Genomic DNA, 16,888 nt, shown 5'->3' with positions numbered 1-16,888 from the left:
TCGTCGCCTTCTCGGCGGCGAATCGGCCCACTGGCCGCTCGTCAGATGAATCCGCCGCCACGCCGGACCCGTGGCACCGAGCCGTCGTCATCCCACCGTGAAACAGTGAACCCATGTCCAGCGACGCCCGCTTCGAAAGTGAGCCCGCCGAGTTCGGCCTCGCCGGGCGACTGGCGGCCATCGGCGCGGGCACCGAGCGCCTGCTGGACAATCTGCGGGCCACGGGTCCGGATGCCCCGGTGCCCACCTGCCCGGACTGGACGATGCGCGACCTGGTCCTGCACCTGGGCATGGTGCACCGCTGGGCCGGCAACATCGTGGCGAACGCGATCACCGACTTCGCCGACGCTCGCGACGACTTCGCCCCTGCCCAGCCCGAACCGGACGTCGACGACCTCGCCGACTGGCTCGCCGAGGGTTCGGCGGCGCTGCTCGACGCGTTGACCGCCGCCCCCGACGACCTGGCTGCGCTGGTCTTCATCAAGGCCGCCCCGGCTCCCCGGGACTTCTGGGCACGGCGGCAGGCCAACGAGACAACGATTCACGGAGTCGACGCGCTGGCCGGCCGGCTCGGCCGGATCCCGACCACGAAGGAAGCCGACATCCCGACCGACCTGGCCCTCGACGGGCTCGAGGAACTGCTGGTCGGCTTCCTGCCACGCAAGTCGTCGGCGATGCGCGCCGAATCGCCGGTGAGCTTCCTGGTCGCACCCAGCGATGCGGCGGCGAGCTGGACGGTTCGGCTGTCGCCGGAACCCCCGGTGGTGGTGCGCGGAGCTGACGGCGAGCCGGACGCGGTGATGACCGGCACGGCCGCGACCTTGTACCTCGGCCTGTGGAACCGCGGCGACGAGATCGCGGTGACCGGCGAGCCGGAACTGCTGGGCGTGTGGCGGGACAAGACCCGCATCCTCTGGAGCTGATCGACCGATGACCAGCGAGATCCATCCTCGGCCGACGCCGGTGGCCCGCATCTGGCACGGCCTCACTCTCGTGGTCGCGCTGGCGGCCCTGGTGCTGCAGTTCGTGCTGGTCCTGCGCGGCGGCCACGTGCTCGGCGAGACGACCCTTCCGCCGACGGGCGAACGGGTATTGAACTACTTCAGCTACTTCACCATTCAGTCGAACATCCTGGTTGCCGTCACCGCCTGGACCCTGGTGGCCGGACGCGACACGGACCGAACCTGGTGGCGGGTGGTCCGGTTGAACGCAGTGGTCGGCATCAGCATCACCGGGCTGGTGGTCTGGCTGATCCTGGCGCCCTGGATGAAGAAGAACGGGATGGGATTGCACGGCGCTGACCTGCTGGCGGACCGGCTCCTGCACGTGGTCGTGCCGCTGCTCGCGGTGATCGGATTCGTCGTGTTCGGACCGCGAAAGCGCGTCAGTGTCAGGGATCTGCTACTCACCCTGGTCTGGCCGCTGGCCTGGATCGGCTACACGCTGATCCACGGGGTGATCGCCGACTGGTACCCGTATCCGTTCGTCGACGTGGCCGCCAACGGCTATCCCCGGGTGCTGTTGAACTGCCTGGGCATCGCGGTCCTGCTGCTGGTGGTGACCGGCGTGTTGCTGCTGCTCGGCCGCTGGCGATTGACCCGGGTGGCCCGCGGGCAGGTCAGCTACTCCCCGCGCTGAACTCGACGTCCGGCAGGCCGGCGGTGATCTCCGCCAACTGATAGAGCCGCTGCTCGGTCGCCGCATCGACCGGCGTCATCACCGACATCCGCAGCTCGCCGACGTCGTCCATCGCGGTCCAGACGAACTCCAGGTGCATCTCGCCGACCTCGGACTGACGGATCCGTTTCGTCGGGTACTCGCGGTTGAGCACGTCGTGCTCGCGCCACAACCGGTCGAACTCGGTCGAGCTGGTCCGCAGCTCGTCGACCAGTTCGACGAACCGCGGGTCGTCGATCCGTCCGCCCATCGCCGCCCGAAGTTTGGCCACCATCCGGCCGGCGACGATGTCCGGATCCAGGTAGTGGGCGCGCCAGTCGCGGTCGGTGAACATCAACCGGACACAGTTGCGCTCCTGCGGTGCCCTGGTGTCCATGTCGCCGAACAGGAACCGGTAGGCCCGGTTGTAGGCGAGCACGTCGAACCGGGCGTTCTGCACACAGGCCGGGTACGGGTCGAGTTGCGCGATCACCTTGCGGGCGCCGCTGGAGATGGTCGGGAACGGTTCCGGCGGCGGCCCGGGCGGGGTGACGCCGGCCAGCGTCCAGAGGTGGTGTTCCTCGGTCGAGGTCAGCCGCAGCGTGCGGACGATGGCCCCCAGCACCTGGGCGCTGGCGTTGATCGGCCGGCCCTGTTCGAGCCAGGTGTACCAGGTGACGCCGACCCCGGCGAGCGCGGCGACCTCCTCGCGGCGCAGGCCGGGCGTGCGCCGTCGGCCGCCTGCCGGGATACCGGCCCGTTCGGGACTGAGCCGTTCCCGCCTGGTCCGCAGGAAATCGCCCAGCTCGCGCCGGCTGTTCGCCGAGGTCTGTCCAGCCATGGGCCCAGTCTGCCCGCTGCTCGGCGGGCGATCCAGGTTGCGCTGGTACCAGGATAACTACGCTCTGGTACCCGGATAACCGTGCTCGCAGGCTGGTACCCGTGACTACCACTACCTCACTCGCCACCCCCGGCAGCCGGCCACTCACGGCCACGCAGAACACGCTCAGCACCGCCGGCCTCTACACGGCCCTGTCGGCGCTGCTGATGTCGGTGCTCAGCTTCTCCGCCACCAGCGTCGCGCTGCACGACATCGGCACCGCCCTGCACGCCTCGCCGGCGTCACTGTCGCTGGTGATGTCCGCCTACTCGGTCGGCTTCGCCATGCTGATGGTGATCGGCGGCCGGCTCGGTGACCTCTACGGCCGCCGACGGCTGTTCCTGATCGGGATGGCCGGCTTCACCGTGACCTCGCTGCTGGCCACCTTCGCCCCGGACGTCGGGGTGCTGATCGCCGCGCGTGCCCTGATGGGCTTCGCCGCCGCGATGATGGTGCCGCAGGTGCTGGCCACCTTCACCGCCACCACCAGCGGGAAAGCAAGGGCGAAGGCGGTCGGGCTGTTCGGCGCCACCGCCGGCGGTGGCACAGCGCTCGGCCAGGTACTGGGCGGAGTAGTGCTGTCGGCCGACGTTCTCGACTCCGGCTGGCGCGGCGTGTTCGCCATCGGGGTACCGATCGGCGCGCTGGCCTTCGTGGCAGCGCTGCGCTGGATGCCGGAGACCACCGCGCCCGGGCACCGGCACCTGGATCTGCGCGGGACGGCGTTGCTCGGCGCCGCCCTGCTGGCGCTGCTGGTTCCGCTGGCCGAGGGTGGCTCGCTGCACTGGCCCTGGTGGACCTGGGCGCTGATGGCGGCCTCTGTGGTCCTCGCCGGATGGTTCTGGCGGACCCAGAAGTCGTTGCACGGCAAGGGAACCGTGCCGCTGGTTCCGCCGCCGCTGATGCGACTGCGGACGTTCCGGCTGGGCCTGCTGATGGCGGTGATCCTGATGGCCGGGTACGGCGCGTTCACCTTCGAGTACACGCTGCTCACCCAGACCGGACTCGGTTGGTCGCCGATGCATGCGGCGCTGGTCACCGTGCCGTTCGCGCTGGTCTTCCTGATCGTGTCGATCGTCGCGGGAAACCTGGTGCCACGCTTCGGGAGTCGCCGGATCCTGCTGATCGGCGCGATCGTCCAGAGCCTGGGGCTGATCGGGATCGCGAGCACCGCGCTGGCCGAGGGTGGGTCGCTGGATTCGGTCTCGCTGGCCGGCTCGCTGGTCGGAATGGGGCTGGGTCAGGCGATGATGCTCGGCCCTCTGGTGGGGGTGGTACTGGCCGAGGTTCCGGTCGCCTCCGCTGGTGCCGGATCGGGCGTGTTCACCACCACCCAGCAGGCATCGCTGGCGCTCGGGGTGGCCGCCCTCGGGGCGGTGTTCACCACCATCGTGGGTGACGGCCGGGACGCCCCCGACGCGGCCCGGTACTCGACCGCATTCGCGGTCTGCCTGCTGATCCAGGCGCTCGGCGCGGTGCTGTTCGCGGTCGCCGCGGCCCGGCTCCCGCGCCTGCAGCGGTAGGTGCCGCGGACGGGACAACCCCGCTACGGCCGCGGCGGGACAACCCCGCTACGGCTGCGGCGGGACAACCCCGCTACGGCCGCGGCGGGACAACCCCGCTACGGCCGAGGGGAACCGGCCCCGTCACCGCTGCGGCCGCGCCCGCACGTGGATCCGTTCGCCCTGCTTGCCAAACAGGCTGAGCAGCTCGACCGCCTGCTCGCCGGCGCGGCCGAACCAGTGCGGGGTGCGGGTGTCGAACTCGGCGACCTCACCCGGCTCCAGCACCAGGTCGTGGTCACCGAGCACCAGTCGCAGCCGCCCGTTCAGCACGTACAGCCATTCGTAGCCTTCGTGCGTCCGCGGATCGGGTTCGTTCCGCGGGCTGTCGGCGGCGATCACCATCTTGAACGCCTGCACCCCGCCCGGCCGCCGGGTCAGCGGCACGTAGGTCATCCCGTCCGCGGACACCGGCCGCAGGTGCACCCGGGGATCTGCCACCGCCGGCGCGCCGACCAGTTCGTCCAACGGCACCCGATGGAAACGGGCGAGCGGCAGCAGCAGTTCCAGGTTGGGTCGGCGGTGCCCCGACTCCAGTCGGGAGAGGGTGCTGACCGAGATGCCTGTGGCGGCGGCCAGGTCGGCGAGAGTGGCCGACCGTTGCAGCCGCAACGCCTTCAGCCGCGGGCCGACCGCTGCCATCACCTCGTCGATGTCACCGTCCGATTCGCCGTTCGTTTCGCCGGCGGAGTGGTTGCGCATTCCTCCAGCTTGCCACTTCGGCAACGAAGCTTGCCAACTCCTGGAGTGGCGGCGCACGGTGAACGGCATGACGAAGACGCTCTCGAACCGGTATGACGTGGTGGTGATCGGCGGCGGCGCCGCCGGGCTGAGCGGGGCGCTGACGTTGACCAGGGCACGCCGCTCGGTGCTGGTGATCGACGCCGGCGAGCCGCGTAACGCCCCGGCCGCGCACCTGCACGGCTTCCTGTCCAGGGACGGCGCCGCGCCGTCCGAACTACTCGCGAACGGCCGCCGGGAGGTGACCGGCTACGGCGGCGAGATCGTCAGCGGCGTCGTGACTTCCGCGCGGCGGGAGGAAGCCGGCGGATTCCGGCTGACGCTCGCCGACGGGCGGGTCACCACTGCCCGCCGGCTGTTGGTCACCACCGGGCTGACGGACGAACTGCCGGACCTGCCCGGCCTGGCCGAGCTGTGGGGCACCGACGTCATCCACTGCCCGTACTGCCACGGCTGGGAGGTCCGCGACCAGCCGATCGGTGTGCTCTCGACCGGGCCGATGGCGATCCACCAGGCCCAGCTGTTCCGCCAGTGGAGCGACGACGTGGTGCTGTTCGGGCACACCGGCCCGGAGCCGACCGAGACCGAGCACCGCGCGCTGACCGCCCGCGGCATCAGGTTCGTCGCCGGCCAGGTCGAGCGACTCGAGACCGAGAACGGCCGGCTGCACGCGGTCCGGATGGTCGACGGCAGCACCGTCGAGCGGCGTGCGCTGGTGGTCGCACCGCGGTTCACCGCCAGGGTCGGGCCGCTGGCCGAGCTCGGGCTGACGGCAGTTCCGCTGCAGCTCAACGATTTCCGGCTCGGCAGCCGACTGACCGCCGATCCCACCGGCCGCACCGAGGTGCCCGGCGTCTGGGTCGCCGGGAACGTCACCGACCTGATGGCCCAGCTGATCGCAGCGGCCGCATCCGGGGTGACGGCGGCCGCGGCGATCAACGGCGACCTGATCGACGAGGAGGTGGCCACCGCGCTCCGGGCAGCGGACAACCCGTTCTCGGCCGCCGCCGAGGCAGCGCTCAACGCGCAGGTACAGGGCGACCGGCGGCACGGGCTGACGGTCGGGTGATCGTCGGCCGGCCGGCTGCCGCATAGTGAACCCATGCGATCACTGACCTCGGCCGGCGACGCCATCGACACCCTGGCCAGGGTGGTGCCGGACTTCCCGGCGCCCGGCGTGCTGTTCCGCGACCTGACGCCGCTGTTCGCCGACCCGACCGGGCTCCGGCTGCTCGGTGAGGAACTGGCCGGGCTGTGTGGGCCGGTCGACCTGTTCGCCGGACTGGAGGCCCGCGGATTCGTGCTCGGTGCGGCCGCCGCCATGGCCGCCGGCGCCGGAATGATCGCCATCCGCAAACCCGGCAAGCTGCCCGGGGCGGTACTGGGTGAGGACTACGCGCTGGAGTACGGCAGCGCGCGCCTCGAGGTGCACCCGGACGACGTGCCGGACGGCGCCAGGGTGGTGATCGTTGACGACGTGCTGGCCACCGGAGGCACGGCGGCCGCGGCCTGCCGGTTGCTGCGCCGGGCCGGTGGCGTGGTGGTCGGTGTCGCGGTGGCGATCGAGCTCGCCGACCTGGGTGGCCGGGCCCTGCTACCCGCCGACGTCGCGGTGGCGGCGATCCGGCAGGTCTGAGAGTTCATCTCGGTCGAGGCCAGTGGGCCGCTCGGGTCGATCCGAGCCTGATTTCGCCCGGCCGGCCGCAGCTGGGCTGACTCTCCATTGACCCTGACGCGACGTCAGGCTTTAGCGTCACCGTGCCTGCGGCCGCACCCGGCGACCGGGCTGAACCAGAAGCAGGAGCGATGACGAACACCGAGAACCGCCGGGAGATCCGGCGCGCCGATGACGACGAGCTGCTGGGCTTCGTCGCGGCTGCCGAGGACGCCGGCGGGTACCGCTCGCTCACCGTCTTCGGCGGACTGCTCGGCATCCACGACGACGGCGAAGCGGCCGAGCAGCAGGTGCGGTCGATCGGGTTGCAGAGCCTGGCCGAGCGCTGGTGGATCCACTCCGACGGACGGTGGGAGCGCTGCCACCTGATCGAGGCATCACCGGACCGGCTGCTGGTGATGATCGCCACCTACGCATTCGAGGCCAGGCCACAGGTGGTCCCGCCGGGCACACCGCTGCAGCTGGCCGAGCCCGCTGACCTGGGCTGACGCCAACCGCATCGGACGGTCCGGGACCCGCCAAGTCGGCGAGTTCCGGACCGGATCCGGTCACCCGGCGTGGCCGAACCCGCCAGGTCGGCGGGGTCGGGACCGGATCCCGCCGGGTCTGACGCCGGGTCGGGAACAGCTCCGGCGGGTCGGGAACAGATCCGGTGTCCTCCACGTTGGAGAGGTTGGTACCAGCCGGTCCATGACCCCCGGGCTCAAACCTCAGCCGCCACGAGCGTGCCACTCGCCGAGAGGCGTCTGCCGGCTGGTACCGCACCACCTCCGGTCCGAGCGACCGATGTCCCGATCCGCTGGAACCAGGTCGGTCCGCCGTAACGATGCTCCAGCCGTCAGCTCTCCAACCGGACGTCCTCCGGCGACTTGTCGGTCCGCACCCCGCGCCAGGACGCCGCCCGCAGCCGGCGATCCGGGGTCCACTCGCCGAACGTCACCTCGCCGACCAGGTCCGGCTCGACCCACACCGCATCTCGCGCATCCGCCGCCGGGATCCCCGCTGCGGCCGGGGCAGCAGCCGGGTGCAGCATCCGTTGCAGATCGTCGAGCACCTTGTCGGTGAAGCCGGTACCGACCCGCCCGGCGTACCGCAGCCCGGCGACCCGGCCCTCGTTGTCGGGCACGGCCACCAGCAGCGAACCGATACCACCGGCCCGCCGGCCCGCGCCGGGCCGCCAGCCGATCACCACCACTTCCTGCATCAGCTGGTTCTTCATCTTCAGCCAGTGCCCGGAGCGCACCCCCGGCCGGTAGATCGAGTCGCGTCGCTTGGCCACGATGCCCTCCCAGGCCAGCTCCCGGCTGTAACGCATCGCCTCCTGCAGATCGCCGTCCAGCGGTGCCGGCACTTCCACCCGTTCGCCGACCAGCTCCAGCGCTTCCAACAGCCGCCGCCGCTGGTCGTAGGTCTTGCGCAGCAACGAGATTCCATCGAGCTGCAACAGATCGAAGGCGAAGTAGCGGACTGGCACCTGCTCGACGGCCCTGGCGATCGCCGGCGCCGACGCCAGGTTCATCCGCTGCTGCAGCAGCGGAAAGCTGGTGCGCCCATTGCCGTCCAGCGTCACGATCTCGCCGTCCAACACCGCGGCGTGCCCGTCCAGCAGCTCGGCCAGCTCGGCCAGTTCCGGGTATCCGGAGGTCAGCTCGCGGCCGGACCGGCCGATCAGCCGCACCGCGCCGTCCGCCACCGCGGCCAGCGCCCTGATCCCGTCCCACTTGCCCTCGAAGCGCCAGGCCGTCGGGTCGGTGATCTGGGCCGGCTCACCGGCCGTCGCCAGCATCGGCAGCAGCTCGGGCGCCCCACCACCGGACAAGGTGGTTCGCTCCCGCGCCGCACCGCCGGGCGTACCCGTTGCCTTGGCAGAGTTCTCCTTGCGGACCACCCGGCCCCGCGGTCCCTCCAGCGGATCCTGCCAACGGTGCGCACCGTGCGTCTTCCCACCGCCCATCGCGGCAACCGCGTAGGCGGCGGCGCCGGCCCGCGGGTCGTGCGGCTCGTCCGTACCGTCCTCGTTGCCGTCAGCTCCGTCGCGGTGATCCGCGGCGTCGTCAGCCGCGGGACCGTCAGCCTCGGGACCGTCAATCGCGGGACCGTCGTTCCCGGGCGTCCCGAGATCGCCGTCAGCCGCGGCACCGTCATCCCCGGGGTTGCCGGCATCGTCGTGCTGACCGAAATGGTCCCGCCACGGATCGAGCCCGTCGGCGAGCCGATCCAGCACCTCGTGGAACTCCAAGTGCCGCAGGTCGGCTGCCTCGAGTTCGGCCCAGTCGCGGGGCGCGGCGACCATCGGCCGCTCCCGGCCGCGCATCGAGTACGGGGCGATGGTGGTCTTCGCCGCGCTGTTCTGCGACCAGTCGATGAACACCCGGTCCGGGCGCACCGATTTGGCCATCTTGGAGGTCACCAGCTTCGGGTGCTCGGCCTCCAGCGACTGGGCGACCGCCTTCGCGATCGCCGACACCTCGTCGGAGGTCCGCTCACCGTCCAGCGCCACATAAAGGTGGAGCCCCTTGGAGCCGCTGGTCACCGGCACCGCATCGGATCCGGCCTGCTGCAACACCTCTCGCACCCAACGGGCCACCCGAGCACACTCGACCAGACCGACGCCCGGACCGGGATCGAGGTCGAAGACCATCCGGTCCGGCCGGCAGGTGCCGTCGGCGGAGCGACCGGCGAACCGCCACTGCGGGACGTGCAGCTCCAGCGCCGCCATCTGCGCCATCCAGGTCAGCACCGCCGCCGAGTCGGCCAACGGGTAGGTCACCGGCCCGTCACTGTGCGGCACCGTCCGGCGCGGAATCCACCTGGGCGCCCCGGCTTCGGTGTTCTTGACGAAGAACGGCTCGCTGTCGACCCCGTTCGGCCAGCGTTTGCGGGTCACCGCCCGGTCGGCCAGCACCGGCAGCAGGGCCGGCGCCACCAGCGCGTAGTAGCGCAGCACCTCGGCCTTGGTGGTCCCCGTCTTCGGGTAGAGCACCTTGTCGAGGTTGGTCACGGCGAGTCGACGCCCGTCGATCTGCACGATCGTCGATTCGCCGGCCATTCCGCCTCCGCCCACGCCCGTCGACCAACAATATTCGGCACAACGCCGCCGAACCGTCCATCATGGTTCCATGCGATCGATCTGGAAGGGCTCCGTGGCGTTCGGGCTGGTCAACGTTCCGGTCCGGCTGTACAGCGCCACCGAGGACCGCGACATCAAGTTCCGGCAGGTGCACGGCAAGGACGGCGGCCGGATCCGCTACCAGCGGGTCTGCGAGCTGGATGGCGAGGTAGTGCCGTTCTCGGACATCGAGAAGGCCTACGAGAGCGAGGACGGCCAGACCGTCGTGCTCACCGCCGACGACTTCGCCAGCCTGCCGGTCGAGGAGGACCGGGAGATCACCGTGCAGAACTTCGTGCCGGTCGATCAGGTCGATCCGCTGATGTTCGAGAAGGCCTACTACCTGGAACCGGCCAGCAAGTCGGCGAAGCCGTACCAGCTGCTGCTGCAGACCCTGGAGGACACCGACCGGCTGGCGATCGTCAGCTTCGCGCTGCGCCAGAAGACCCGGCTGGCGGCGCTGCGGGTCCGCGACGGCGTGCTGGTACTGCAGACGCTGCTCTGGCCCGACGAGGTGCGGGAGGCCGAGTTCCCGGCCCTGGAAGATCCGCCGAAGGTGGCGCCCGCGGAGAAGAAGATGGCCTCGATGCTGGTCGAGTCCTACTCCGACGACTTCCACCCGGAGAACTTCACCGACACCTACCGGGAGGAACTCCAGCAGCTGGTGGACGCCAAGCTGGAAGGCGGCGAGGCGTTCGCGATCAAGACCAAGGAGGACGAGGGCGAGGACGCCGAGGTGGTCGACCTGCTGGCCGCGCTGGAGCGCTCCGTCGCCCGCCGTAAGGGCGGCGACACCGCGGACTCCGATGACGGAAAAGCGCCGACCAAGGCCGCACCCGCGAAGCGCAAGGCCCCGGCGAAAGCAGCCGCCAAGCCGGCGCCGAAGACCAAGGCGTCAAAGGCGGGCTGACGGCACCCGCGGTCAGGAGTTGATCGCCCGCAGGTGCCGCCGCCGGGCCGGGCGGGCCTGCCGCCGCCGGGCCGGCTCGGTGGTGTCGGCCTGCTGCAGGGCGCCGGTCGGATCGGTCCACACCTCCGCGACCGCCAGGTAGCCGGTCGACGACCATCGGCCGCCCTCGGTCGAGCATTCCGGCTGGCCGGGCACCGAGACCCCGTCCACCATCAGCTCGCCGAATCCGCAGGGCGCGTACACGTTGGTCAGCCCGAGCTCGATCTCACCGAGCGGGAAGGCCGGGTGGGCGAAGGGCCGACGGTCGCGCACGTCGCCGAGCCGCAACTCCAGCCCGCCGCCGGCGGCGTGCAGGCCGGACCGCAGGTCGCAGGTCAGCTGTACCTCGTCGTCGGTGTGCCGGACCGGCGCCTGGTCGTCGAACGACTCGGCCTCCGGGAAGTGCCGGTTGAACCGTTCCAACAGGATCCTGGCCAGGTGCTCGTCGGTGCCGACGGTGCGCCAGCCGTCGGCGTCGACCATCATCAGGACGGTGCCAAAGCCCCAGACGGACCAGTCGACCGACCAGACGCTGGCCATCGCCACCGGCGTGCCGTTGTCGAACAGCAGCAGGCCTGGGTTGCTGCCCACCAGAACGATGCTCATCTCACCACCAAGGAATCCTGCGGACGGGGTCATTGTCCGGCGGTTGTCCGGACCACTGCTGCCCGGACCTGGTGCCGGCCGATCTACCGGCGTCGGGCGGCCCAGCCGGAACCGGCCGCAATCCCCGACCTGGCCGGTCCGAATCTGCCCGTTCGCCGGTGCGCATTCTCTAGCGTGCGCGCGAAACGCCGGGCGCGCATCTCGACAATCCACTCCGTCACGGGTTTCATCCAGGTTGTCCGCGGGTACCACCCGTTCGGCCGCGGCACCCGCCCGTGGCTAGCAATGCCAGACCGCCCAACGGGAGGAAATGATGTTCGGATTCATCATCAGCATGCTGGTCATCGGTTTGATCGCCGGTGCGCTGGGTCGGCTGATCGTGCCCGGTAAGCAATCCATGTCCATCCCGCTGACCATCCTGCTCGGCGTCATCGGCAGTTTCGTCGGCGGCTTCCTCGGCTACCTGATCTTCCACAAGGACCCCAGCGAGGGCTGGTTCCAGCCCGCCGGGATCGTCGGCTCCGTGATCGGTGCCGTGATCGTGGTGGCGTTGTGGGTCAAGTTCGCCGGGGGCCGGAGCAAGATCACCGGCTGACCCACGCGTCGGCACCCATTGGTTCGAGCCCGTCCCGCTCCGGCGGGACGGGCTCGGCGCCGTTCCTGAGGTCGGCAGCTCAGCCGGCGGCCGGATCGCTGAATCCGACCCGGCGGGCGGTGGCTGCCCAGACGTATTCGGCGAAGTCGTCGGACGGGTCGAAGGTGCCCACCAGATGGCCGTACAGCTCCGCGCTGATGGTGCCCATCAGCTGGGTCCAGGCGCCGCCCATCCGCACCCCCAGCCAGTCCGGCAGGTCGCCACCCATCGCCTTCGCCATTGCCGCGACCTGCGCGGACAATTCCGGCGCGAGCGCCTCCGGGGCCTGTGGCGGGGTGAGCTGGCCGTCCCTCAGACCTTGCTCCGCCAGGCGGAGCAGTGCCAAAGGCATCCGCGAGGCCGGGTCGACGGTCTGCTCGGGAGCGCGATATCCCGGCACCGGCGAGCCGTACAACAGCGACCACTCGTGCGGCCGTTCCTTCGCCCAGGCGCGCACCGAGCGGCAGGTCGCGACAAAGCGCTCGCCCGCCGTGCCGGCGCCGAGCGCGGCTCGTTCGGCGATGTCTCCGAGCGCGGTGTACGACTCGACGAGCAGCACGGTCAGCAGTTCGTCCCGGCTGGCGAAGTAGCGGTAGATCGCCGATGAGGTCATCCCCAGCTCCCGGGAGATCGCCCGGAGCGAGAGTTGCCCCGGGCCGAGTTCGGCTAGCTGCCGGCGGGCGGCGTCCAGAATCTCCGCCGTCAGCGTCTGTCTGGCCAGGGCGCGGGCGGTGCGGTGCGCGGGGGGCGTCATCCGACCATCCTGACACAATTCGGCCTGGTGCTCGCGTTTCCGACCGACGCTCGCAGATTGCGCCGCCGGCGCCGCGGCAGCAGGAACCACGGAAAAGGCCGCTGCGGATGTCGGTACCGCTGCGTACCGTCGTGGAGTATGACCCGCGCAGACCCCAGGGCCGACGAATCCAGCGCCCGGAAATCAGAAATCACCGAGTCGGTCAGCCAAGCAGCCGGCGCGCAAGCATCCGGCGCGCAGGGATCCGGCACCGCACCGGCCGCTCGGCAGTCGGTGACCGACGCCGAGTTCGAGGCGCTGGTCGCACCGCTGCGCCGCGAACTGATCGCGCACTGCTATCGGATGTTGGGCTCCAGCCATGAGGCCGAGGACATGGTGCAGGAGACCTACCTGCGGGCCTGGCGAGCGTTCCACGCGTTCGAGGGCCGGTCCAGCGTCCGGACCTGGATGTACCAGATCGCCACCAGAACGTGTCTGACGGCGCTCGGCCAGCGCGGCCGGCGGCCGCTGCCGAGCGGGCTGGGCGGCGACCCATCGGATCCGGTCGGCACGCTGGAGACGGCCGAGGTGCCGTGGCTGGAACCGCTGCCCGACCGGGTCGAGGCGGCCGATCCGGCGACCACCGCCGTCAGCCGCGACGGTGTCCGGCTGGCCTTCGTCGCCGCGTTGCAGAAGCTGACGCCGCAGCAGCGAGCGGTACTGGTCCTGCGCGACGTGCTCGCCTTCAGCGCCGCCGAGACCGCCGAGACGCTGGAGATCTCGGTCGCCTCCGCGAACAGCGCGCTGCAGCGGGCCAGGGCGCACGCGGGCGACACCGGTCCGATCGATGCCGCCGAGCTGTCCGAGCGCGACCACGAGCTACTGGCGCGCTACGTGAAGGCGTTCGAGAGTTACGACGTCGGCGCCATCGTCGACATCCTGTCCGAGGACGCAGTCTGGCAGATGCCGCCGTTCACCGGTTGGTACCGGGGCGCGGAGAACATCGGCCGGCTGATCTCGGCGAACTGCCCGGCGCAGGGCCCCGACGACCAGCGGCTGATCCCGACCTCGGCGAACGGCCAGCCGGCCTTCGGGCTCTACATGCGCGGCGAGGACGGCGTGCACCGCCCGTTCCAGCTGCAGGTGCTGGAGATGGGCCCGACCGGGGTGACGAACGTGGTCGCCTTCTTCGACCTGTCGCTGTTCGAGCAGTGGGGCCTGCCGGAGACCGCCTGAAGCCCGTCCCGGCGCGTCGTCGCCGGGCCGGGACCGGGTCGAGGCGCTACCGAAGGCGCAGTTGCCAGTAGCTGAACGACCTGATCCCGTCCAGCGTGCCGATCCGGCGCTCGATGCACTCGGTCGCCTCGACGACGAACGTGACGGCCCGCCGGAAGTACGGCGCGTACGGGACAAACGTGTGGTACTCACCGAACTCCCCGCACGGGTCGCAGCCGGCTGGCAACGCCTGCACGAACGCCCGATCAAGGGCGGCGCCGAGGTGGTCGGGGCCGAGAACGGCGGCATCGACCACCACGATCCGGGCATCGATCCGCGATTGCAGGAAATCCTCCATGCATTCGGGTGACGTCAGGCCGGCCAACGGTTCGACCACCGAGAGCCCGGCCGGCCCGAACAGCTTCACCCGGTGGTCGAAGGCACCGGAATGATCGAGGTCACCGAAGGCCACCGCGCGGATCCCGGCCGCGCGCATTCGCCGGGCCGCATCGCCCATCACCTCGGTGTAGTCCTCGAGCCCGGGACCGGCCAGCGCGACGGTGTGCAGCGGCACTCCGATGGCGCGGGCCTGCGCCCGCAGCAGTCGTTCGGCCAATCCGTGCACCGTCGAACCGCTGCCCGCACGGTCGATGGTGCTGACCAAACACCGCACCTGGTACCTGTGGTCGAGCAGTAGCCGCCCCAGGGCGTGCGCGGAATCCTTGCCGCCACTCCACTGGAAGGCGATCGGCATCGGCGTGGTCACGGGCCGGATCCGACTGCCGGCGCTGCAGGAAGCCAAGCCACGACCACAACCTACGTACCGCCGCCCGGCAGGGAATGCCCGACGCGCTCGGGCGTTGCAACAGCTATGACGACTGACGCCACCGCAACACCGAGCCAGCAATTCGAGCCCAACGCGACGCCCTGGGTACGCAAGCAGCTGGAGAAGATCGACGCCACCGGCACCACCCGCTCGGTCGACGTGCTCGGCAGCCCGGTGATGGTGCTGACCATGATCGGCGCGAAGTCCGGCAAGCCTCGCCGGGTCCCGCTGATGCGGGTCGAGCACGACGGCGTGTACGCCGCCGTCGCCAGCAAGGGCGGCGCGCCGGAGGACCCGGTCTGGGTTCGCAACATCGTCGCCAATCCCGATCTGACGGTCCAGGACGGCACCGAGCACCATGAGTTGCGCGCCCGGCTCGCCACCCCCGAGGAACGCGAGCTGTGGTGGCCCCGCTGTGTGGCGGCGTATCCGAGTTATGCGGAGTACCAGACCAAGACCGACCGGCAGATTCCTGTGTTCTTGCTCGAGCCCCGCTGATGCTCGTTTCTGCCACCCGGCAGAATCGACTGATGGGAACTCCCGGTCGCGCCGACCGCACGGTCACCGTCGAACGCACCATCGACGCGCCGCCGGAGCTGATCTTCGCGTTGCTGGCCGATCCGGCCCGGCACCACCAGATCGACGGCTCCGGGACGTTGCACGGCCGGTCCCGCGGACCGCAGCGGCTGGAACTCGGATCGACGTTCTCGATGGCGATGCAGCAGTCGAAGTTCCGCTACCGGTCGATGAACCGGGTGATCGAATTCGTCGACAACCGGGTGATCGCCTGGGAGACCGTCGGCGAACGCAACGGCCGGCGGTTCATCGGCGGCCAGCGGTGGCGCTACCAACTTGTCCCGATCGCCGGCCCCGACGGGCTGCCGTCCACCCTGGTACTGCACAGCTACGACTGGGGCGCCGCGCTGTTCGCGCCGGCGATCCACCTTGCCGGGTATCCCCGGCGGATGGCCCTGGGGATGACGAAAACCTTGCAGCGCTTGGCGTCTGCGATCTCGGCGGACGCCTCGAAGCGCTGAACGGCGCGGCAGCCGTCAGACCCGTAGTTGACGCAGTACCGGGGCCAGCTTGGCCAGTTCGTCGAGCATGCCGGTCGCCGCGCCCTGCAACGCCTCGGTCGAGCGCACCTGACGATTCTCGTCGAGGTCCCTGGCCAGTTGCAGCGAGACGCTCGGGATGATCGCGTACATCCCGTGCGCCACCAGCTGCGGCTTGATCGCCTCCACCGCCCGGATGCCGCCGGACGCGCCGCCGTAGCTGCAGAAGCCGACCGGCTTGTACTTCCACTCCCGCTTGAGGAAGTCCAGGGCGTTCTTCAGCGGCGCCGAGTACGAGTAGTTGTACTCGGGCATCACCAGCACGAACGCGTCGCAGCCGTCGGCCAGTTCGCTCCAGTTGCGGGTGTGCGGGTGGGCGTACGTCCCGGTCATCGGATGGGCGGACTCGTCGTGGAACGGCAGATCGAGCTGTTGCAGATCCAGCATCCGGACCTCGAAGCCGCCGTGCCCGACGGCCTGCTTCTCCAGCCACTCACCGATGACGCCGCCGACCCGCCCCGGCCGGGTACTGGCCACGATCACGCCCAGCACCGGCCCACTCTGGCGATGCTCCGCTGAGCGGAGCATCGCATTGGGGGGAATACTGTTGTCCGAGGCAATTGTTGACATTTCATTCATACTACCGGTGACGGTCAGGTCGACCCAGCCGCGCGACGAGCCCGATAGGCGGCCATGTTCGCCCGGTTTCCGCAGGTCACGCCGCAGAATCGCTTCGAGCGGTTCTTCGACAGGTCGATGAGAACGTCGTCACAATCGTCGGCGGCACAGGTCCGTAACCGGTCGGTCTCATCGCTGCGGATCACATCGACGAGCGCCATCGCCGCCTCCACCGCCATCCGGGTGGCCAGCGGCTGCTCGGGCGCCGTCGCGTGCAGGTGGTAGTCCCAGTGGTCGTGCCGCACCAGCTGCGGCAGGGCGCGGCCGTCCCGCAGCAGCTGGTTGACCTCGTCGACCAGCGCCGACCTGTCGGCGGTCCAGATTCCGCGCAGCCGGCCGCGCAGCCGGCGGACCGCACGGAGTTCGGCCTCGTCGTGGGCCCGACTGCCGGTGAACTCGTTGGCCGTCACGAACGCGTCCAGCTGATCGACGGTTGTCAGCGTGTCGCCGTCGGTCGAGTCCGTGTTGACCAACGCGGCCGCCGACAGGAGCGACACCTCTGTGTCATGAGCAAAAAGCAACTTGACTCCTGACGCGCTCGACTCCTAGTGTCAGCAGTGTAACCCGGT

The 16,888-nt window shown here is 70.3% G+C and carries 19 protein-coding genes; 11 read left to right on the top strand and 8 right to left on the bottom strand.

The genetic code is table 11. The features are described 5' to 3' along the window. The first annotated feature begins 113 nt into the window (after positions 1 to 113). On the top strand, positions 114 to 923 hold the full coding sequence (locus K340_RS0123565; RefSeq protein WP_051267368.1) for a maleylpyruvate isomerase family mycothiol-dependent enzyme: 810 nt from the start codon (positions 114 to 116) through the stop codon (positions 921 to 923). Positions 924 to 930: 7 nt separating this feature from the next. Next, positions 931 to 1,638 carry a Pr6Pr family membrane protein gene (locus K340_RS0123560; RefSeq protein ID WP_051267367.1) on the top strand — a complete coding sequence of 236 codons (708 nt, stop codon included), beginning with the start codon at positions 931 to 933 and terminating at the stop codon, positions 1,636 to 1,638. Here the strand turns inward: K340_RS0123560 and K340_RS0123555 are convergent. Continuing rightward, on the bottom strand, positions 1,619 to 2,497 hold the full coding sequence (locus tag K340_RS0123555; RefSeq protein WP_029138492.1) for a helix-turn-helix transcriptional regulator: 879 nt from the start codon (positions 2,495 to 2,497) through the stop codon (positions 1,619 to 1,621). The two genes, K340_RS0123560 and K340_RS0123555, sit on opposite strands and share 20 nt — an antisense overlap. 101 nt (positions 2,498 to 2,598) lie before the next feature. Here K340_RS0123555 and K340_RS0123550 point away from each other — a divergent pair, with 101 nt between their 5' ends. Continuing rightward, entirely contained in the window at positions 2,599 to 4,059 is a 1,461-nt protein-coding gene (locus K340_RS0123550; RefSeq protein ID WP_029138491.1) for an MFS transporter, read from the top strand. A gap of 123 nt (positions 4,060 to 4,182) precedes the next feature. Here the strand turns inward: K340_RS0123550 and K340_RS0123545 are convergent, their stop codons facing one another. Continuing rightward, positions 4,183 to 4,800, bottom strand: coding sequence for a helix-turn-helix domain-containing protein (locus K340_RS0123545; RefSeq protein ID WP_051267365.1), 618 nt, complete (start codon positions 4,798 to 4,800; stop codon positions 4,183 to 4,185). Positions 4,801 to 4,867: 67 nt separating this feature from the next. Between K340_RS0123545 and K340_RS0123540 the strand changes: the two genes are divergently transcribed. The 3 genes from K340_RS0123540 to K340_RS34755 all read left to right on the top strand — a co-directional run bounded on the left by K340_RS0123540 (position 4,868) and on the right by K340_RS34755 (position 7,002). Further along, positions 4,868 to 5,908 (top strand): NAD(P)/FAD-dependent oxidoreductase, encoded by a 1,041-nt coding sequence (locus tag K340_RS0123540; RefSeq protein WP_029138489.1) that lies wholly within the window; start codon positions 4,868 to 4,870, stop codon positions 5,906 to 5,908. A 33-nt stretch (positions 5,909 to 5,941) separates the two neighbouring features. After that, the gene (locus tag K340_RS0123535; RefSeq protein ID WP_029138488.1) at positions 5,942 to 6,475 is read left to right on the top strand and encodes an adenine phosphoribosyltransferase; all 534 of its coding nucleotides are present in this window, start codon (positions 5,942 to 5,944) and stop codon (positions 6,473 to 6,475) included. A gap of 170 nt (positions 6,476 to 6,645) precedes the next feature. Beyond that, positions 6,646 to 7,002 (top strand): hypothetical protein, encoded by a 357-nt coding sequence (locus tag K340_RS34755; RefSeq protein ID WP_051267363.1) that lies wholly within the window; start codon positions 6,646 to 6,648, stop codon positions 7,000 to 7,002. Between the two features lie 350 nt (positions 7,003 to 7,352). On the opposite strand, the gene ligD is transcribed toward K340_RS34755, so the two are convergent. Then, positions 7,353 to 9,563, bottom strand: coding sequence for a non-homologous end-joining DNA ligase (ligD, locus tag K340_RS0123520; protein ID WP_029138486.1), 2,211 nt, complete (start codon positions 9,561 to 9,563; stop codon positions 7,353 to 7,355). A 70-nt stretch (positions 9,564 to 9,633) separates the two neighbouring features. Between ligD and ku the strand changes: the two genes are divergently transcribed. Further along, on the top strand, positions 9,634 to 10,533 hold the full coding sequence (gene ku / locus K340_RS0123515) for a non-homologous end joining protein Ku (RefSeq protein ID WP_029138485.1): 900 nt from the start codon (positions 9,634 to 9,636) through the stop codon (positions 10,531 to 10,533). A 12-nt stretch (positions 10,534 to 10,545) separates the two neighbouring features. Here ku and K340_RS32805 read toward each other — a convergent pair whose 3' ends face one another. Next, the gene (locus K340_RS32805) at positions 10,546 to 11,178 is read right to left on the bottom strand and encodes a hypothetical protein (RefSeq protein WP_051267361.1); all 633 of its coding nucleotides are present in this window, start codon (positions 11,176 to 11,178) and stop codon (positions 10,546 to 10,548) included. Between the two features lie 313 nt (positions 11,179 to 11,491). Between K340_RS32805 and K340_RS0123505 the strand changes: the two genes are divergently transcribed. Next, on the top strand, positions 11,492 to 11,773 hold the full coding sequence (locus K340_RS0123505) for a GlsB/YeaQ/YmgE family stress response membrane protein (RefSeq protein ID WP_029138484.1): 282 nt from the start codon (positions 11,492 to 11,494) through the stop codon (positions 11,771 to 11,773). A 79-nt stretch (positions 11,774 to 11,852) separates the two neighbouring features. Here K340_RS0123505 and K340_RS32800 read toward each other — a convergent pair whose 3' ends face one another. Then, positions 11,853 to 12,566 (bottom strand): TetR/AcrR family transcriptional regulator, encoded by a 714-nt coding sequence (locus tag K340_RS32800; RefSeq protein ID WP_037366208.1) that lies wholly within the window; start codon positions 12,564 to 12,566, stop codon positions 11,853 to 11,855. Between the two features lie 138 nt (positions 12,567 to 12,704). Here K340_RS32800 and K340_RS0123495 point away from each other — a divergent pair, with 138 nt between their 5' ends. Then, positions 12,705 to 13,781, top strand: coding sequence for a sigma-70 family RNA polymerase sigma factor (locus K340_RS0123495; RefSeq protein ID WP_084614818.1), 1,077 nt, complete (start codon positions 12,705 to 12,707; stop codon positions 13,779 to 13,781). A 46-nt stretch (positions 13,782 to 13,827) separates the two neighbouring features. On the opposite strand, the gene K340_RS32795 is transcribed toward K340_RS0123495, so the two are convergent. Further along, positions 13,828 to 14,526 carry a Dph6-related ATP pyrophosphatase gene (locus tag K340_RS32795; RefSeq protein WP_051267359.1) on the bottom strand — a complete coding sequence of 233 codons (699 nt, stop codon included), beginning with the start codon at positions 14,524 to 14,526 and terminating at the stop codon, positions 13,828 to 13,830. 105 nt (positions 14,527 to 14,631) lie between these two features. Here K340_RS32795 and K340_RS0123485 point away from each other — a divergent pair, with 105 nt between their 5' ends. Both K340_RS0123485 and K340_RS0123480 read left to right on the top strand, forming a co-directional pair. After that, entirely contained in the window at positions 14,632 to 15,084 is a 453-nt protein-coding gene (locus K340_RS0123485; protein WP_029138482.1) for a nitroreductase family deazaflavin-dependent oxidoreductase, read from the top strand. A gap of 32 nt (positions 15,085 to 15,116) precedes the next feature. Further along, positions 15,117 to 15,623: an SRPBCC family protein gene (locus K340_RS0123480; protein WP_037366206.1), complete on the top strand. Its 507-nt coding sequence runs from the start codon at positions 15,117 to 15,119 to the stop codon at positions 15,621 to 15,623. A 15-nt stretch (positions 15,624 to 15,638) separates the two neighbouring features. Here K340_RS0123480 and K340_RS0123475 read toward each other — a convergent pair whose 3' ends face one another. Together K340_RS0123475 and K340_RS0123470 are read right to left on the bottom strand one after the other, a co-directional pair. Further along, positions 15,639 to 16,193: an NADPH-dependent FMN reductase gene (locus K340_RS0123475; RefSeq protein WP_029138480.1), complete on the bottom strand. Its 555-nt coding sequence runs from the start codon at positions 16,191 to 16,193 to the stop codon at positions 15,639 to 15,641. Between the two features lie 101 nt (positions 16,194 to 16,294). After that, positions 16,295 to 16,840: a CGNR zinc finger domain-containing protein gene (locus K340_RS0123470; protein WP_029138479.1), complete on the bottom strand. Its 546-nt coding sequence runs from the start codon at positions 16,838 to 16,840 to the stop codon at positions 16,295 to 16,297. Positions 16,841 to 16,888: the final 48 nt, after the last annotated feature.

Source organism: Nakamurella lactea DSM 19367, from assembly GCF_000426645.1.
Classification (GTDB): Bacteria; Actinomycetota; Actinomycetes; order Mycobacteriales; family Nakamurellaceae; genus Nakamurella; species Nakamurella lactea.
This window is presented reverse-complemented; position numbering and strand designations above follow the sequence as displayed.

What these genes read in the sequence shown, in the direction of transcription:
- K340_RS32805 (WP_051267361.1), bottom strand. Translation starts at nt 11,178, where the DNA reads ATGAGCATCGTTCTGGTGGGCAGCAACCCAGGCCTGCTGCTGTTCGAC.
- K340_RS0123545 (WP_051267365.1), bottom strand. Translation starts at nt 4,800, where the DNA reads ATGCGCAACCACTCCGCCGGCGAAACGAACGGCGAATCGGACGGTGAC.
- K340_RS0123540 (WP_029138489.1), top strand. Translation starts at nt 4,868, where the DNA reads ATGACGAAGACGCTCTCGAACCGGTATGACGTGGTGGTGATCGGCGGC.
- ligD (WP_029138486.1), bottom strand. Translation starts at nt 9,563, where the DNA reads ATGGCCGGCGAATCGACGATCGTGCAGATCGACGGGCGTCGACTCGCC.
- K340_RS0123565 (WP_051267368.1), top strand. Translation starts at nt 114, where the DNA reads ATGTCCAGCGACGCCCGCTTCGAAAGTGAGCCCGCCGAGTTCGGCCTC.
- K340_RS0123535 (WP_029138488.1), top strand. Translation starts at nt 5,942, where the DNA reads ATGCGATCACTGACCTCGGCCGGCGACGCCATCGACACCCTGGCCAGG.
- K340_RS0123505 (WP_029138484.1), top strand. Translation starts at nt 11,492, where the DNA reads ATGTTCGGATTCATCATCAGCATGCTGGTCATCGGTTTGATCGCCGGT.
- K340_RS0123560 (WP_051267367.1), top strand. Translation starts at nt 931, where the DNA reads ATGACCAGCGAGATCCATCCTCGGCCGACGCCGGTGGCCCGCATCTGG.
- K340_RS0123495 (WP_084614818.1), top strand. Translation starts at nt 12,705, where the DNA reads ATGACCCGCGCAGACCCCAGGGCCGACGAATCCAGCGCCCGGAAATCA.
- ku (WP_029138485.1), top strand. Translation starts at nt 9,634, where the DNA reads ATGCGATCGATCTGGAAGGGCTCCGTGGCGTTCGGGCTGGTCAACGTT.
- K340_RS0123480 (WP_037366206.1), top strand. Translation starts at nt 15,117, where the DNA reads ATGGGAACTCCCGGTCGCGCCGACCGCACGGTCACCGTCGAACGCACC.
- K340_RS0123485 (WP_029138482.1), top strand. Translation starts at nt 14,632, where the DNA reads ATGACGACTGACGCCACCGCAACACCGAGCCAGCAATTCGAGCCCAAC.
- K340_RS32800 (WP_037366208.1), bottom strand. Translation starts at nt 12,566, where the DNA reads ATGACGCCCCCCGCGCACCGCACCGCCCGCGCCCTGGCCAGACAGACG.
- K340_RS0123555 (WP_029138492.1), bottom strand. Translation starts at nt 2,497, where the DNA reads ATGGCTGGACAGACCTCGGCGAACAGCCGGCGCGAGCTGGGCGATTTC.
- K340_RS34755 (WP_051267363.1), top strand. Translation starts at nt 6,646, where the DNA reads ATGACGAACACCGAGAACCGCCGGGAGATCCGGCGCGCCGATGACGAC.